This window comes from Sphingomonas lycopersici (genome assembly GCF_026130605.1).
Lineage (GTDB): Bacteria > Pseudomonadota > Alphaproteobacteria > Sphingomonadales > Sphingomonadaceae > Sphingomonas > Sphingomonas lycopersici.
Genome location: NZ_JANFAU010000009.1, coordinates 99109 through 113789, shown reverse-complemented (window position 1 = coordinate 113789; position 14681 = coordinate 99109). Strand labels below are relative to the sequence as shown.

14 protein-coding genes are annotated in these 14681 nt (G+C 67.9%); 9 read left to right on the top strand and 5 right to left on the bottom strand.

Translation table 11 applies throughout. From position 1 onward, the window contains the following. Window positions 1-8 precede the first annotated feature (8 nt). Complete coding sequence (locus NED98_RS16895) at window positions 9-1172, top strand: CaiB/BaiF CoA transferase family protein (protein ID WP_265313775.1); 1164 nt, start codon at window positions 9-11, stop codon at window positions 1170-1172. Between the two features lie 101 nt (window positions 1173-1273). After that, entirely contained in the window at window positions 1274-1525 is a 252-nt protein-coding gene (locus NED98_RS16890) for a PsiF family protein (RefSeq protein ID WP_265313774.1), read from the top strand. Window positions 1526-1621: 96 nt separating this feature from the next. Here the strand turns inward: NED98_RS16890 and NED98_RS16885 are convergent, their stop codons facing one another. Both NED98_RS16885 and NED98_RS16880 read right to left on the bottom strand, forming a co-directional pair. Next, complete coding sequence (locus tag NED98_RS16885; protein WP_179513905.1) at window positions 1622-2566, bottom strand: isocitrate lyase/PEP mutase family protein; 945 nt, start codon at window positions 2564-2566, stop codon at window positions 1622-1624. A 32-nt stretch (window positions 2567-2598) separates the two neighbouring features. Further along, window positions 2599-5436 carry a TonB-dependent receptor gene (locus NED98_RS16880; protein WP_265313773.1) on the bottom strand — a complete coding sequence of 946 codons (2838 nt, stop codon included), beginning with the start codon at window positions 5434-5436 and terminating at the stop codon, window positions 2599-2601. A gap of 226 nt (window positions 5437-5662) precedes the next feature. On the opposite strand from NED98_RS16880, the gene NED98_RS16875 reads away from it, so the two are divergent. After that, a complete protein-coding gene (locus tag NED98_RS16875; protein ID WP_265313772.1) occupies window positions 5663-6769 on the top strand; it encodes an NAD(P)-dependent alcohol dehydrogenase in 1107 nt (368 codons plus the stop codon). Between the two features lie 12 nt (window positions 6770-6781). Here the strand turns inward: NED98_RS16875 and NED98_RS16870 are convergent, their stop codons facing one another. The 3 genes from NED98_RS16870 to NED98_RS16860 are packed head-to-tail and all read right to left on the bottom strand — an operon-like array spanning window position 6782 to window position 9239. Then, a complete protein-coding gene (locus tag NED98_RS16870; RefSeq protein ID WP_265313771.1) occupies window positions 6782-7531 on the bottom strand; it encodes an SDR family oxidoreductase in 750 nt (249 codons plus the stop codon). After that, window positions 7528-8469 carry a 2-hydroxyacid dehydrogenase gene (locus tag NED98_RS16865; protein ID WP_265313770.1) on the bottom strand — a complete coding sequence of 314 codons (942 nt, stop codon included), beginning with the start codon at window positions 8467-8469 and terminating at the stop codon, window positions 7528-7530. The genes NED98_RS16870 and NED98_RS16865 overlap by 4 nt, the downstream gene beginning before the upstream one ends. 8 nt (window positions 8470-8477) lie before the next feature. After that, window positions 8478-9239 carry an SDR family oxidoreductase gene (locus tag NED98_RS16860; protein WP_265313769.1) on the bottom strand — a complete coding sequence of 254 codons (762 nt, stop codon included), beginning with the start codon at window positions 9237-9239 and terminating at the stop codon, window positions 8478-8480. 143 nt (window positions 9240-9382) lie between these two features. On the opposite strand from NED98_RS16860, the gene NED98_RS16855 reads away from it, so the two are divergent. From NED98_RS16855 to NED98_RS16830, 6 genes are read left to right on the top strand one after another with little or no spacing between them, the layout of a single operon-like run. Beyond that, complete coding sequence (locus tag NED98_RS16855) at window positions 9383-10441, top strand: L-idonate 5-dehydrogenase (RefSeq protein WP_265313823.1); 1059 nt, start codon at window positions 9383-9385, stop codon at window positions 10439-10441. Beyond that, window positions 10438-10773, top strand: coding sequence for a hypothetical protein (locus tag NED98_RS16850; protein WP_265313768.1), 336 nt, complete (start codon window positions 10438-10440; stop codon window positions 10771-10773). The genes NED98_RS16855 and NED98_RS16850 overlap by 4 nt, the downstream gene beginning before the upstream one ends. 45 nt (window positions 10774-10818) lie before the next feature. Beyond that, window positions 10819-11907 carry a LacI family DNA-binding transcriptional regulator gene (locus NED98_RS16845; protein ID WP_265313767.1) on the top strand — a complete coding sequence of 363 codons (1089 nt, stop codon included), beginning with the start codon at window positions 10819-10821 and terminating at the stop codon, window positions 11905-11907. Window position 11908: 1 nt separating this feature from the next. Beyond that, complete coding sequence (locus tag NED98_RS16840) at window positions 11909-12790, top strand: NAD(P)-dependent oxidoreductase (protein WP_265313766.1); 882 nt, start codon at window positions 11909-11911, stop codon at window positions 12788-12790. Between the two features lies 1 nt (window position 12791). Next, window positions 12792-13286 (top strand): gluconokinase, encoded by a 495-nt coding sequence (locus NED98_RS16835; RefSeq protein ID WP_265313765.1) that lies wholly within the window; start codon window positions 12792-12794, stop codon window positions 13284-13286. Between the two features lie 40 nt (window positions 13287-13326). Beyond that, on the top strand, window positions 13327-14673 hold the full coding sequence (locus NED98_RS16830) for an MFS transporter (protein ID WP_265313764.1): 1347 nt from the start codon (window positions 13327-13329) through the stop codon (window positions 14671-14673). The last annotated feature ends 8 nt before the right edge of the window (window positions 14674-14681 follow it).

Below are 14681 nucleotides of genomic sequence, written 5' to 3'. Positions count from 1 at the left end.
CCGACCCAATGCAGCCGGCGCCGGGATCGGCGTTCGACAATCCGTCGCGCGAGGGACCGCGCGGGCCGCTCTCGGGGGTGCGGGTGCTCGATCTCAGCGCCTATATCGCCGGTCCTTATGGCTGCACCCTGCTCGCCGATCAGGGGGCGGACGTGATCAAGGTCGAGCCCCCGGCGGGGGACAATCTGCGCGCTTATCCTTCCACATTGGAAGGCGAGAACCGCGCCTTCCTCGGGGTCAATCGCAGCAAGCGCGGGATCGTGCTCGATTTGAAGCAGGATGCCGATCGCGCGCGGCTCCATGCATTGGCGGCCGAGGCGGATGTGCTGGTCCATAATTTCCGCCCCGGCGTCGCCGAGCGGCTGGGGATCGATCACCCCCGGCTGGAGGCGGTCAACCCGCGGCTGATCTATTGCGTGGTCACCGGCTATGGCGAGGAAGGCCCGCTGCGCGGCAAGGCGGGATATGATCAGGTCCTCCAGGCGATGACCGGGATGTGCGTGCTCCAGGGCAAGCCCCCGGTCCCCGAGCTTACTTATGGCTCGCCGGTCGATTATTATGCCGCGGCGCTGGTCGCGGCGGGGGTGTCCTCGGCACTGTTCGAGCGCGAACGCAGCGGCGCGGGGCAATATGTCGGCGTGTCGCTGCTGCGCAGCGCGCTCACGATGCAATCGGCGCGGATGATCCAGGCCGAGGGCGAGGCGCACGATATCTCCCGCGACATGCGCTCGGGCGGGATCACCGGGCTCCACCCGACCGGCGACGGCTATCTCTATCTGTCGGCGAACACCCCGCATTTCTGGAAAGCGCTGTGCGAGCTGACCGGGCTCCACGATCTCGCCGACAACCCGCGTTACGCCAGCGTGCGCAATCGCGCCGACCACGCGGCCGAACTGGTGCCGGCGCTGCGCGCGGCACTGCGCGCGCGCTCGGCGATCGAGTGGGAGCGATTGTTCGGCGACGCGGTCCCGTGCTCGGCGGTGCGCCACATCGAGGATATGTTCGAAGACCCGCAGGTGCAGGCCGAGAATATGGTCGCCTCGATCGCGCATCCGAAGATCGGTCACTATCGCGGCGTCACCCGCCCGATCAAATTCTCCCGCACGCCGGGGCCGGATCCGTTCGCCGCGCCGATGCTTGGCGAGCATGATGCCGATATCGCGCCCCGATAGCGCGAAGCCGGGGAACATTTCGTCGTTGTAACGTGACAGCCGCTGGAGCGACGGCGTAAATCCCGCGCGTCCCCGAAGAGGACGTAGCTGGAGAGTTTGCTATGCAGGTCAAGATTGCCGCCGCCGCCGCTGCCATCGCCCTGATGACGAGTTCGGCCTTCGCCCAGACCGCCGCGACCGTGCCTGCCCCGAAAGCCGATGCGGCCAAGGCCAGCAAGGCGCCCGCTGCCAAGCCCAGCAAGGCGCCGGTCGCCCGAACCGTGAAGTCGCTCGACTGTTCCAAGCAGGCCGATGCCAAGGGGCTGCACGGCAAACCGCGCAAGAGCTTCATGTCGCACTGCAAGAAGGCCTGATCCGGCGCTGCGGGCAGCCGAAGCCCGCAGCACGCCGCCTTGGCCTGAATCCGGCCGAAGCCGGTGGGGGCGCGGCACGCCCCCACCGCTGTCATGTCAAAGCCGGTCGTCGATCGAGGATCGCACGAAACCCGCCGGGAAGTCCTCGACCTGGTTGCCGACGATCGTATAGGTCTTGTCCTGCCCGCTGAACCGGCCTTCGAGCTCCATATAGCTTTGCGGGTCGAACAAGGGGGTGGCGCTCATCCCCATCACGCCGGTCGCATCGACTTTCTGGCAGGTGTAATGGCAGCCCTGCTGCGCGAAATTGTGCTTGCCGTGCTCCAGCATGCCGTCCATCGCCGCCTTCAGCGTATAGTGCATCGTCATGAAGTTGAAGCCGAGCGGATAGATCTGGTCGACGGTCACCGCCGGTTTGCCGTCGATATCGCGGACGTCGGGGAACATCTTCCACCCCGGTACGCGCTCGGCGACATATTTGGCATGATCGAGCGTCCCGATCTTGACCACGGTGGTCATCGCGGCGCCCAGCTCATGCGCCAGCCGCATCCGTTCGCAGCCTTCGTCCATCTGGGTTTCGGGATCGGCATTGGTGCGCGCGATGAGGAAGCAATTGGTGCCTTCCAGCGCGGCGAGCGCGGCCTTTACCTTCTCGAGATATTTTTCGCGCGACAGAAGGCCGGTCGATTCCTCCATGTCGCTGGCGTCTTCGAGCTGCAATGCGGTGGCGCCGGCCATCGCCATGCGCCGCGCGCTGCGATACACCGCGAGCGGGCCGCCGAAACCGTCCTCGATATCGGCGGCGAGCGGAATCGCCGATGTCTGCGCGATCCGGCTGGTGATCCATTCGACATCGGTGAGATTGCTGAAGCCATAATCGATCACGCCGTTCATCGCGATCGACACCTCGCCGCCCGACAGCATCATCGCTTCGAAGCCGACCATTTCCACTGCGCGCGCCGAGGCGCAATCATAGACGCACGGCGCGACGATGCATTTGTCGCTCGTCTGCAGGAGGTGTTGAAGCGTCTTCTTCGCCATTGGGATTTTCCGTTTCCTGATGCTTTTGGGGGTTACAGCCGGACGCGCGCGCCGAATTTGAAATAGCGGCCGATCGGATCGAAATAGACCTGGTTGGTGGCGCCCTGCGCGCTGGCCGCGAGCGGCGGATCCTTGTCGAGCAGATTGTTGATCACGCCGAACATCTCGAACCGGTCGTTGATTTTGATCGTCGCGCCGAGATCGAGGTAGAAACGCCCGTTCACGCGATTGTTGTTGATGCTGTTCGCGAGCGCCGGGGAATAGCCCGCATCCTGCGGGCCGACCAAGGTGGTGTCGAAAATGCCCTGCGGGATATATTTTCCGTGCAGGTTGAGCGCGAGCGCGCCGATCGACCACACCGCGGTGCCGTCGATGATCCAGTCGGGGACGCCGGTCGTCGTCCCGGGCCGGTAGCCGGTCTGGCCGGTGCGATCGACGCCGCCGATCGACAGCTTGAGATAATGCGTCGCGAGCAGCCGGAGATCGAGGTTGCCGAGCGCGCCGAGCCCGGTGCGGTAGCTCGCCTCGATATCGATGCCGCGATTGTCGATCTCGCTGACGTTCTGGAGCACGTCGCTGACGCTCGTCAGCGTGCCGGCGGCGTCGCGCTGGACATATTGGCACAGCGCGGCCTGCCCGGCGGCGCAGCGATCGACCAGCACCTGCGCGCCGAGCGTGGAGATCGCGCCCTTCAGCTTGATGTCATAATAATCCACCGACAGCCGCAGCCCGGGAATGAACCCGGGGCTGAGCACCGCGCCCGCCGTCCAGGTATCGGCTTTCTCGGGCGCAAGCTGGCCGTTGGCGCCGGAATAGGCGTTGACCTGGATCTGCGCGCCGTTGTTGGCCGGGTCGACGATCGTGGTGCGGCCCAGCGTTACCGGCCCGAACAATTCGGTGAGGTTGGGCGCGCGGATATCGCGCGAGCGCGTCGCGCGGAAACGGATCGTGTCGTTCGGTGCCCATACGCCGCCGATCTTCCATGTCGTCGCATCGACCGAGGTGGAGGAGGATCCGGGCGCCGTGCGGTTGTAATGCGTGCGCCGGACCGCGCCGTTCAGTTCGAGCGTCTTGGCAAAGGGCAGATCGCGCAGGATCGGCGCTTCGGCCTCGACATAGCCTTCGGCGACCTCGATGCGGCCGACCACCGCCTTGCCGTTGAACGACCAGAAGGCATTGGCGGTGGACAGCGCGTCCGCCGCGCCGGTCGCGCTGTCGTTGCGATATTCGCCGCCCGCGGCGATCGAGAAATCACCCCCGGGCAGCGCGAACAGCGCGCCGTTGACGTTCGCCGCCACGACATGCTCGGTAAGATTGGTCGTCTGGAAGCCCGACGGCGCGATATAGGCCGCCGCGGCCGGCGAGATATTGCCCGCGCCGAAGATGTTGAGCGGTACGCAGGACGGATCGGCGGCGACCGCGCCGGCATTGATCCGGCACACGATCTGGCCGTTGACGTTGACCGCATCGGCCGCGTTCGCGACGCGTGAGGCGATCACGTTGCCGGTGTAATCCTGGCGGAATTCGTTGCGGCCATATTGGTAATAGGCATCCCAGCGCCATTTGTCGCTGATCCGCCCTTCGAGCGAGAAGACCGCGCGATAGGTCTTGTTGTCGGACCGGTCTACCGCGCCGCCGAGGTCCATGAACGCGCGGCCCAGCGTGAACGAGCCGATCCCGTTCTGGTCCATGATCGCGGCGACCCCCGCCGGCAGATAGGCGTTGCTGCGCTGGATCGTCACGGTCGATCGCGCGACCGATCCGATCACCATCCCCTTCACCTGGCCGTAGGACAGATCGAGATTGGCCTTCACCGTGTCGGACAGCTGGTAATCGGCATGGGCATAGCCGACGAACCGCTCCACCGGCGGGCTGAGCAGGATTCCGTCGAGGAAACCGTTGCGCGCGGATTCGGTGCCTCCCAGCGTGAACAGCGGGGAGGGATTGGTGCCGTAGATCGTGCCGAAATCATAGGCCGAGGTGGTGCCGTTCGGGTTGAAGGCCAGCCCGCGCAGCGGCCCCGAATTGGCGACGATCAGCCCGCCCGAAGACAGCGTCCCGGTGCCCGCGGGGCCGCCGCGGATGCTCGCCGGCAGTCCGGCATAGCCGGCCGGGGTATTGCCGATCAGCTGCTCGCGCGGGCACCAGCTGCGCGTGTAGCAATCGCCCAACCCCTTCGCGTTATTATATTCTCCGGCGATGATGAAATGTCCGCGTTCGCCGGCGAAGTGGTTGCCATAGGCGAGCTGGACATTCTGCTCCGCGCCGTCGCCGCGCTGCGAAATCCCGGCCTGGACCGATCCCTTGAAACCGGTGAGCTTCTTGTCGAGGATGAAGTTGACGACACCGGCCACCGCGTCCGAACCATAAGCCGCGGAAGCGCCGCCGGTGACCACCTCGGTCCGCTCAATCAGCGAGCTGGGGATGAGGTTGACGTCGATCGTGCCCTGGGTGGTCGAGGGAACGAAGCGCTTGCCGTCGAGCAACACCAGCGTGCGCGTCGCGCCCAGCCCGCGCAGATCGAGCACGCGCGCGCCGATATTGCCGCCCACCGCTTGTTGTGTCGCCGGGGTCTGCAGTGCGCGGAACGACGGCAGCTCGTTGAGCGCGTCGCCGACATTGGTGATCGCGCGCTGTTCCAGCCGTTCCTCGCCGACCACGGTGACCGGGGTGGGCGCGGAGAAGCCCGAGCGCACGATGCGCGAGCCCGTGACGACCACCTCTTGCTGCGCGCCCGCGGCATCGGGCGCCGCCGCTTCCTGCGGCGCGGTCTGTGCCGTTGCCGCTGCCGTGCAGATCAATGCGCCGATTGCGCTGCCGCCACACAGCGCCGCGCGAATGCGGCGGTTGGAAATGATCCTCGACAGCATGTTTCCTCCCCTTGGCTCGGGCGCCCTGCAGCGCTCTCTGGATGGGTACGTGATATCGGTCCCATTATCACGCTGGGATACTAATGCAAGCGCCGAGATGCACCGGCCGCCTCAAAAATCGCCTGAGGAAAGCTTAGAATTTGCGTCGTCGTGCTTGCTGTTGCAGATCGCGAGTTGGAAATCGGCGATTTTGATGATATCGGTCCCAAATAACTCAGGAGGGCAGATGACCGAGATATTGGCCGCAGTGGTAGAGCATGCGGACGCGCCGATGGCGCTCCGGCGGCTGCACCTCGATTCGCCGCGCGCGGATGAGATCCTCGTGCGGCTGGTCGCGACGGGGGTGTGTCACACCGATGCGACGATGTGGCGACAGGGCGTGCCGGTGCCGCAGCCGGTGGTATTGGGGCATGAAGGTGCCGGGATCGTCGAGGCGGTCGGCGGCGATGTGCGCGATGTCGCGCCGGGTGATCATGTCGTGATGAGCTTCAACAGCTGCGGCACCTGCCCAAGCTGCCGCGCGGATGCGCAAAGCTATTGCCACGAATTCTTTCCGCGCAATTTCTTCGGTACGCGGCCGGACGGTTCAACGACGCTCGTCGACGCCGGCGGCGCGCCCGTGTTCGGCAATATCTTCGGCCAATCGTCCTTCGCCACGCATGCTTTGTGCCGCGAACGCAATGCCGTGGTGGTGCCGCGCGATGTCGACCTGCGCATCGCCGCGCCGCTTGGCTGCGGCATCCTGACCGGGGCCGGTGCGGTGATGAAGGCGCAGAAGGTGCAGCGGGGGCAGAGCGTGGTGGTGTTCGGTGCCGGCTCGGTCGGGCTTGCGGCGGTGATGGCGGCGGCGGTGGTCGGCGCGGCGACGATCGTCGCGGTCGATCTCAACGCCGATCGCCTCGCGCTGGCGCGCGATCTGGGCGCGGGGATGACGATCCAGGCGGGCGCGGATGATCCTGTCGCCGCGGTGCTGGCGGCGCTGCCGAGCGGCGTCGATCATGCGATCGACTGCACCGGCAATCCGCGGGTGATCGAACAGGCGGTCGCGGTGCTGGGCGTGCGGGGCGAATGCGCAATCGTCGGCGCGGCGGCGCCCGGCACGATGTTCTCCGCCGATGTCAGCCATGTGATGAGCGGCGGCAGGGTGATCCGCGGCGTGGTGGAGGGGGATGCCGATCCCAAGACCTTCATCCCCGAGCTGATCGCGCTCCATCGCGCCGGGCGTTTCCCGTTCGACCGGCTGATCCGTTTCTACCCCTTCGCCGAGATCAATGCGGCATTCCACGATTCGGAAACCGGGGCAGCGATCAAGCCGGTGTTGTTGTTCGACTGAATCTGCGCCGGTTCACCCGCGCCCGACAAAGGGCATGTTGGTCGCCATCAGCGTCATGAACTGCACGTTCGCCTCGATCGGCAGGCTGTCCATATAGGCGATCGCTTCACCGGCGTGGGCGGCATCGATCACCGGTTCGGAGGCGATCGTGCCATTGGCCTGGCGCACGCCACGTTCCATCCGCGATCCCATCACGCTGGCGGCGTTGCCGATGTCGATCTGCCCGCAGGCGATGCCGAACGCGCGGCCGTCGAGCGAGGTCGAGCGAGTGAGGCCGGTGATCGCGTGCTTGCTCGCGGTATAAGCGATCGAATCCGGGCGCGGGCTGTGCGCCGAGATCGAGCCGTTGTTGATGATCCGCCCGCCCTGCGGCCGTTGCGCCTTCATCGTGCGGAACGCCGCCTGCAGGCACAGAAACGCGCCGGTCAGATTGGTGTCGATCACGCGCCGCCAATCCGCCTCGGCCAACATGTCGGTCGGGGTTTCGGGGATGTTGGTCCCGGCGTTGTTGAACAGCAGGTCGAGCCGGCCGAAATGCGCCGCCGTCTGCGCGAACAGCGCCGCGACCGCGGCCGCATCGGTAACGTCGGTCGGGATGACGAGATGCGCGTCGGGGCGATCGAGCAGGGAGCGGCTTTCCTCCAGCGTCTCCCCGCGTCGCCCGGCGAGCGCCAGCCGGTAGCCGCGCGCGGCGAGCGCGATCGCGGCGGCGCGGCCGATCCCGCTGCCCGCGCCGGTGACGATCGCGATCCGCGCGCTCATGCCGTCACCGGCGTCACCAGCGGCGCGCCGGCAAGGAAGGCGTCGAGATTGGCGAGCACCAGATCGGCCATCGCTCGGCGCGTCTCCACCGTCGCGCTCGCGATATGCGGGGTCAGCACGGTCGGCGCGCTGGCGATCAGCGCGGCGGGCACCCGCGGCTCGTCGGCGAAGACATCGAGCGCCGCGCCGGCGATGCGGCCGGTATCGAGCGCCGCGATCAGCGCGGTTTCGTCGACCACCGATCCGCGCGACACATTGACCAGATAGCCGTCCGCGCCGAGCGCATCGAGCACGCCCGCGTCGATCATCCCGCGCGTCTCGGGGGTCGCGGCGCAGGCGACGATCAGTACGTCGCTGCGCGCGGCCAGCGCAACCGGATCGGGGGCAAAATCGTACGGCACCGGCTTCTCCTGCGTGCCGGTATAAGCGATCGGGCCGAAGGCGGCGAGCCGTGTTGCGATCGCCGCGCCGATCCGCCCCAGCCCGACGATGCCGAAGCGCCGCCCCGAAACCTTGCGTGCGAGCGGAAAGCCGCCGTCGCGCCACTGGCCGTCGCGGACGAACCGGTCGGCGCGCGGCAATTGGCGCAGCAGCGCGATGACCAGTCCGACCGCAAGATCGGCGACATCGTCGGTCAGCACATCGGGGGTGTTGGTCACCGCGACCCCGCGCGCCGACGCGGTCGCGAGATCGACCTTGTCATAGCCGACGCCGTTGATCGCGATGAGCTTCAGCGCGGGAAGCGCGGCGATCAGCGCATTGTCGCAGCCGATATGCCCGCCGGTCACCACCGCCGAGACCTCGTTCGCATGGGCAGCGAGCCACGCCGCGCGCGCGCTGTCGCTCATCGCGAACCATTGTTTGACGTTGCCGCGTGCCGCCAGCGCGGTTTCGAGTGCGTCGGAGAGCGGGCAAAGCTGGAGGATGCTGTAGGTCATGTCTGGTCTTAAATCACCGAGGTGATGCCGCCATCGACATAAAGCGTCTGGCCGTTGACGAAATCCGAGGCGGCAGAGGCGAGGAACACGATTGCGCCGTGCAAATCCTCCAGCCGGCCCCAGCGCCCGGCGGGGGTGCGCCCGCGCAGCCAGGCATCGAATGCCGGGTCCTCCACCAGCGCCTTGTTGAGCGGGGTGTCGAAATAGCCGGGGCCGATCGCGTTGATCTGCAACCCGTGCCGCGCCCAATCGGCGCACATGCCCTTGGTCAGATTCTTCACCGCGCCCTTGCTCGCGGTATAGGGCGCGATCCCGGGGCGGGCGAGTTCGCACTGGACGCTGCCGATATTGATGATCTTGCCGCGCCCGCGCGCGATCATGTGCCGCGCCACCGCCTTGCCGACATAATAGACGCTGTCGAGGTTGGTCGCCATCAGCGCGCGCCAGTCCGCATCGTCGAACGTGTCGAGCGGCGCGCGGCGCTGGATTCCGGCGTTGTTGACCAGAATGTCGATCGCCTTGCCGTCCGCCTCGATCGCGTCGACCGCCGCCGTCACCGCCGCGGGATCGGTGACGTCGAACGCGCTGGCGGAAACCGCGATGCCCGCCGCGCGCAATTGTGTCGCCGCCTCGTCCAATGCGGCCGCGTCGCGTGCATTGACGATGAGCTCCGCGCCGGCGCGGCCCAGCGCGCCCGCCAGCGCAAACCCGATTCCGCGCGATGCGCCGGTGACAAGCGCCCGGCGGCCGGTGAGATCGAACGATCGCATTGAAAACTCCTGCCCTGTCGGGCTGCGATAATATAGTGATCGGTCACATTGCAACCCCGGTTAAGCGCCAGACTATTTTACTTGCAGCTGTATTGCGACCGGTTATCGATGATGATATCGGTCCCATAAAGACGTTGGAGGTGATGATGCTCGCGGCCGTATGTCACGGGAAGAAGGATCTGAGGGTCGAGCCGGTTGCGGAGCGCGCGCTGGCGCCCGACGAGGTGCGCGTCGCGATCGCCTATGGCGGGATCTGCGGCTCGGACATGCATTATTACCACCGCGGCGCGGTGGGCGATTTCGCCGTGCGGGAGCCGATGACGCTCGGGCACGAGATTTCCGGCGTGGTGACCGAGATCGGCGCCGACGTCACCGGAATCGCGCCCGGGATGAAGGCGGCGCTCGATCCCAGCCGGCCGTGCCTGGTGTGCGACTATTGCCGTGCCGGCCGGATGAACCTGTGCGTCGATATGTTCTTCCTCGGCAGCGCGGGGCGCTTCCCGCATGTCCAGGGCGGGTTCGCCGAGCAGCTGGTGTTGCGCCGCGATCAGGTGATCCCGGTGCCCGACGATGCCGATCTGCTGCGGCTTTCGGTCGCCGAGCCGCTGTCGGTCGGGCTTCATGCGGTCGAGCGCGCCGGGTCGCTGGTCGGCAAGCGCGTGCTGGTGACCGGATCGGGGCCGATCGGGCTGCTGGTCGCGCGGTGTGCGTTGCTGGCCGGCGCGCTCGAGGTGGTGTGCACCGATGTCGAGGATGCGGCGCTGGCGGTGGCGCGCGAGCGGATCGGCGTGTCGCGTGCGATCAACGTCGCGACCGCCCCCGAGGCGCTGGCCGCTTATGAAAGCGCGGCCGGGCATTTCGATGTCGCGTTCGAGGCGTCCGGCGCCCCCAGCGCGTTGTTGTCGCTGTTCGATGTGGTCCGGCGCGGCGGGCGGATCGTGCAGGTCGGGATGTTGCCGCCGGGCACTGCCGCGGTGCCGGTCAACCGGTTGCAGGCGCGCGAGATCGAGTTCGTCGGCGCGTTCCGCGCGAATGGCGAGTTCCAGCTGGCGGTCGAGCTGATCGTTTCCGGGCGGATCGATGTGTCGCCGATCCTCTCGGGCACCTATGCGCTCGGCGAGGCGGTCGACGCCTTCGAGCGTGCGGGCGATCGGTCGAAGGTGGTCAAACTCCATCTCGCGGTGAACGAGCGCGTGCTGTGATTACCCGCAGCGCGATCTTCGAAGGGCGGATCACGCCCGGGTGCGAGGAGGCGTTCTTCGCCGCGGTACGCGACCGGCTGGCGCCGCTGTGGGCGCAATTCCCCGATGCATCGAACGTCCGGTGGCAGCGGATCGCGGCGCGCGATGAGGATGCGCCGCCGATCGTCATGCTCCAGCAGGTCGATTACCCCTCGCTCGCCGCGCTGGAGGCGGCGCTCGCCTCGCCGATCCGCGCCCGGGCGCGGGCGGTGACGATGGAGATCCTCGAGATGTTCGAGGGACGCTTCTACCATCTGGTGAGCGCGGGGAATGGCATGGAGAGCGCGGCGTGACGCTGTTATGCCGCGGGCATCGCAACCGTTAGGATCATGCCGTCGATGCCCCGTTCCGCGCAAATCAATCCCCCGGCCGAGACGAAGCCGGCGCGTCGCACGTCGCAGCGGCCGACGATCCGCGACGTCTCGCGCCTCGCCGGGGTGTCGCGGATGACGGTTTCGCGCGTGTTGAGCGACCCCGATATGGTGCTGCCGGCGACGCGCGAGCGCGTGCTCAAGGCGGTGGCCGATCTCGGCTATGTTCCCGATCGCGCCGCTGGCAGCCTGTCGAGCCGGCGCACCGGCTTCATCGCGCTGATGCTGCCGACGCTGACCAACGCCAATTTCGCGGCGGTCGCACACGGGCTGACCGAGGCGCTGCGCGAGGCGGAATATCATCTGCTGATCGCCTATACCGATTATGACATGGCGGAGGAGGAGCGCCAGTTGCGCAACCTGCTCGCGCGCCGGCCCGAGGCGATCGTGCTGACCGGCGCGGTACATCGCCGTACTGCGACGCGGATGCTGCTCGCCGCCGATATCCCGGTGGTCGAGATCGCCGACCTGCCGAGCCAGCCGATCGAACATGCCATCGGCTTTTCCAACTATCAGGTCGGGCGAACCGCGGCGCGCTATCTGATTGATCGCGGGTTCGAGCGGATCGGCGCGATCGCGGCCTCGCCCGACGGCGACGTGGCGGACCATCGCGGCGAGGAGCGCATGCGCGGGTTCGAGGACGAATTGCGCCTGTCGCGGCGCGCGACCGATCTGGTGCTGCGCCACGGCAGCGCGCCGGTCAGCTTCCACCACGGCGCCGCGGCGATCCGCGAATTGCTGGCGCGCGACGATCGGCCGCAGGCGGTGTTCGCGGTATCCGATCTTTCCGCCGTCGGCGCGGTGATGGAATGCCAGCGGCTCGGCGTGCGCGTGCCCGAAGACGTGTCGATCATGGGCTTCGGCGATTTCGAGATCGGCGGGGAGATCAACCCGCCGCTCACCACCATTCACGTCGATTTCCGCGCGCTTGGCCAGCGCACCGGGGGGATGCTGCTCGATCTGTTGTCGCGCAACGCCGAAGCCGGGAGCGGCGAGCCGCGGATCGTCGATGTCGGGTTGCGCGTCGTCGAGCGCGCGTCGGTGAAGGACGGATAGGATGCGGGTGGCGGTGATCGGCGTGGGCGTGATGGGATCGGCGATCGCCACGCGCCTGCTCGAAACGGGCGCCGAGGTTTTTCTCTGCGATCGCGATCCCGCCCGCGCCGCCGCGCTGGCCGATCGCGGGGGGCGGCCGGTGGAAAGCCCGCGCGCCGCCGCCGGCGCCGCGGAGTTCGTCGTCACCAGCCTCAATAGCGCGGCGATCGTCGAGCAAGCGGTGTTCGGCGCGGACGGCGTTGCGGCGGCCGGTTCGGATGCCGCGCTGCTGGTCGATATGTCGAGCATCGATGCGGGGCGCACCGCGTCGATGGCGGCGCGGTTGCGCGACGCCTGCGGCATGGGCTGGGTTGATGCGCCGCTGTCGGGCGGTGCGCCGGCCGCGCTCGAGGGGCGGCTCACGCTGATGCTCGGGGGGAGCGACGCCGATGTGGCGCGCGCGCGGCCGTTGCTCGATCGGCTCGCGGCCAATGCCACCCATCTCGGCGGGCCGGGCGCCGGGCAAACGGTGAAGCTCATCAATCAATTGCTGTGCGCCAGCACCTTCCTGTCGGTGGCGGAGGCGGTGCGCTTCGCCGAGGCGCATGGCGTCGACGCGACCCGCATCCCCGCCGCGCTCGCCGGGGGGCGGGCGGATTCGCGCATTATGCAGGAATTCATGGCGAAGATGGCGCGGCGCGATTTTTCGCCGACCGGCCGGATCGACAATATGCTCAAGGATCTGGAAACGGCGCAGGCCGCCGCGCTCGCCGCGCGGGTGGCGATGCCCGTCACCTCGCTGATTGCCGATCTGCACCGGATGCTCGTCGCCGCCGGCATGGGCGCGGCGGACAGCGCCGAATATGTCCGGCTGTTCGATCTGGCGCGTGACGGCGCGGGCTGACATGGTTCGCGCGATTGTCGTGATGGGGGTGGCCGGCTGCGGCAAATCGACCCTCGCCGCCGCACTGGCGGAAGCGCTGGGCTGGACCTTCATCGAGGGCGATCGTTGCCACCCGCCGGCCAATGTCGCCAAGATGGCGGCGTGCATCGCGCTCGACGATGCGGATCGCGCGCCATTCCTCGCCGCGGTGGGCGATGCGCTGGCAGGGGCGCCGGGGGGGGCTGTCGCCTCCTGCTCGGCGCTTCGCCGCCGCTATCGCGATGCGCTGCGCGCGCGGGTCGGCGAAATCCTGTTCGTGCTGCCGGTGGTCCCGCCCGGCATATTGGCGGCGCGGCTCGCCGCGCGGCGCGATCATTTCATGCCCGGCGCGCTGCTCGAGAGCCAGCTCGCCGCGCTTGAGCCGCCCGAGGAGGACGAGCGCGCCTTGCTCGTCGATGGCGAGGCACCGGTGGCGGCGCAGCTTGCCGCGATTTGCGCCGCGCTCGCGCCCGCCTGACCGGCGACGACAGAATAAAGACGAGGAGAGAGAGCAGCCAATGGCCCATATTCCCGTGCCCGGCGCGTCGGCGGGAGATCCCGCGACGCCGTGGCCCGCCCGGCGGCGTGCATGGGCGATCACCGGCCTGCTGGCGCTGGCATCGGTCGCATCGCAATTCGATCGCGTGGTGCTCAACCTGACGGTCGAGCCGGTGAAGGCCGAATTCGCGCTCGACGACACGCGTTTCGCTTTGCTCCAGGGCGTGGCGTTCGGCCTGTTCTACACGCTATGCAGCGTGCCGATCGGGCGGCTGGCGGATCTCTATCAGCGGCGGCTGGTGCTGGGGATATCGCTGGTGCTGTTCAGCCTGTTCTCGATGGCGTCGGGGCTCGCGCGCAGTTTCGGCCAATTGTTCGCTACCCGGGTCGGCGTCGCGGTGGGGGAGGCGAGCGTCACGCCGACCGGCCTCTCCCTGCTCAGCGATCTGGTGCCGCCGGAGCGGCTGGGGCGCGCGGTCAGCATATTCTTCCTCAGCGCGCCGTTCGGGATCGGGCTGGCCTTCATCGCCGGCGGCCATTTGCTGTCCACGCTCGACGCGCTCGCCGCGCGCGGCGGCCTTCCGCTGGGGCTGGCGCCGTGGCAGGCGGCGTTCCTGATCGTCGGCTTTCCCGGGCTGTTGCTCGCGCCCTTGTTCTTCCTGATGCGCGAGCCCGAACGGCGCGGGCAGGGCGGGGCGGCAGCGCTGTCGCTGCGCGAGGTGGTCGCGGTGATCCGTGCGCGCGGGCTGGCGCTGACGCTGATGTTCGCCGGCTTCTCGATGGTGACGGTGGTCAATTTCGCCTACAATGTCTGGACGCCCGCGCTGTTCGCGCGCGTCTACGGCTGGACGCCGGCCGAGATCGGCCAGGGTTTCGGCCTGGTGATGATCGTCTTCGGGACGAGCGGGGTCTATTTCGCCGGCTGGCTTTCGGATCGCATGACCCGCGCCGGGCATCGGGACGCGCAATTGCGCGTCGCCGCGTTCAGCTTCCTCGCGTGCGGCGCCTTCGGTGCCGCCGCGCCGCTGATGCCCGACGGCCGGCTCGCGCTGGCGCTGATCGCGCCGGCGATGTTCCTTGCCAACGTGCCGATCCCCTGCGCAGGCACGGCGTTGCAGCTGATCCTGCCCAACCGCGCGCGGGCACAGGTGACCGCGCTCTACATCATGATCATCTCGCTCGTCGGCATCGGGATCGGCCCGGTGGTGATCGGTTTCATGACCGACCGGGTCTTCGTCGCCCCGGCGGACATTCGCTATGCATTGGCGATCGTGGTCGGCGTCGCGGCGCCGGTGATGACCGTGCTGCTGCTGGCGGCGTTGCGCCCGTATCGGCGATTACGCGCCGGCGCGGCGGTGGAAGCATAGCCTCGATC

Coding starts and splice junctions, on each gene's coding strand:
- NED98_RS16890 (WP_265313774.1), top strand. CDS start 1,274: ATGCAGGTCAAGATTGCCGCCGCCGCCGCTGCCATCGCCCTGATGACG.
- NED98_RS16830 (WP_265313764.1), top strand. CDS start 13,327: ATGGCCCATATTCCCGTGCCCGGCGCGTCGGCGGGAGATCCCGCGACG.
- NED98_RS16855 (WP_265313823.1), top strand. CDS start 9,383: ATGATGCTCGCGGCCGTATGTCACGGGAAGAAGGATCTGAGGGTCGAG.
- NED98_RS16865 (WP_265313770.1), bottom strand. CDS start 8,469: ATGACCTACAGCATCCTCCAGCTTTGCCCGCTCTCCGACGCACTCGAA.
- NED98_RS16845 (WP_265313767.1), top strand. CDS start 10,819: ATGCCCCGTTCCGCGCAAATCAATCCCCCGGCCGAGACGAAGCCGGCG.
- NED98_RS16880 (WP_265313773.1), bottom strand. CDS start 5,436: ATGCTGTCGAGGATCATTTCCAACCGCCGCATTCGCGCGGCGCTGTGT.
- NED98_RS16840 (WP_265313766.1), top strand. CDS start 11,909: ATGCGGGTGGCGGTGATCGGCGTGGGCGTGATGGGATCGGCGATCGCC.
- NED98_RS16885 (WP_179513905.1), bottom strand. CDS start 2,566: ATGGCGAAGAAGACGCTTCAACACCTCCTGCAGACGAGCGACAAATGC.
- NED98_RS16895 (WP_265313775.1), top strand. CDS start 9: ATGCAGCCGGCGCCGGGATCGGCGTTCGACAATCCGTCGCGCGAGGGA.
- NED98_RS16860 (WP_265313769.1), bottom strand. CDS start 9,239: ATGCGATCGTTCGATCTCACCGGCCGCCGGGCGCTTGTCACCGGCGCA.
- NED98_RS16870 (WP_265313771.1), bottom strand. CDS start 7,531: ATGAGCGCGCGGATCGCGATCGTCACCGGCGCGGGCAGCGGGATCGGC.
- NED98_RS16835 (WP_265313765.1), top strand. CDS start 12,792: ATGGTTCGCGCGATTGTCGTGATGGGGGTGGCCGGCTGCGGCAAATCG.
- NED98_RS16875 (WP_265313772.1), top strand. CDS start 5,663: ATGACCGAGATATTGGCCGCAGTGGTAGAGCATGCGGACGCGCCGATG.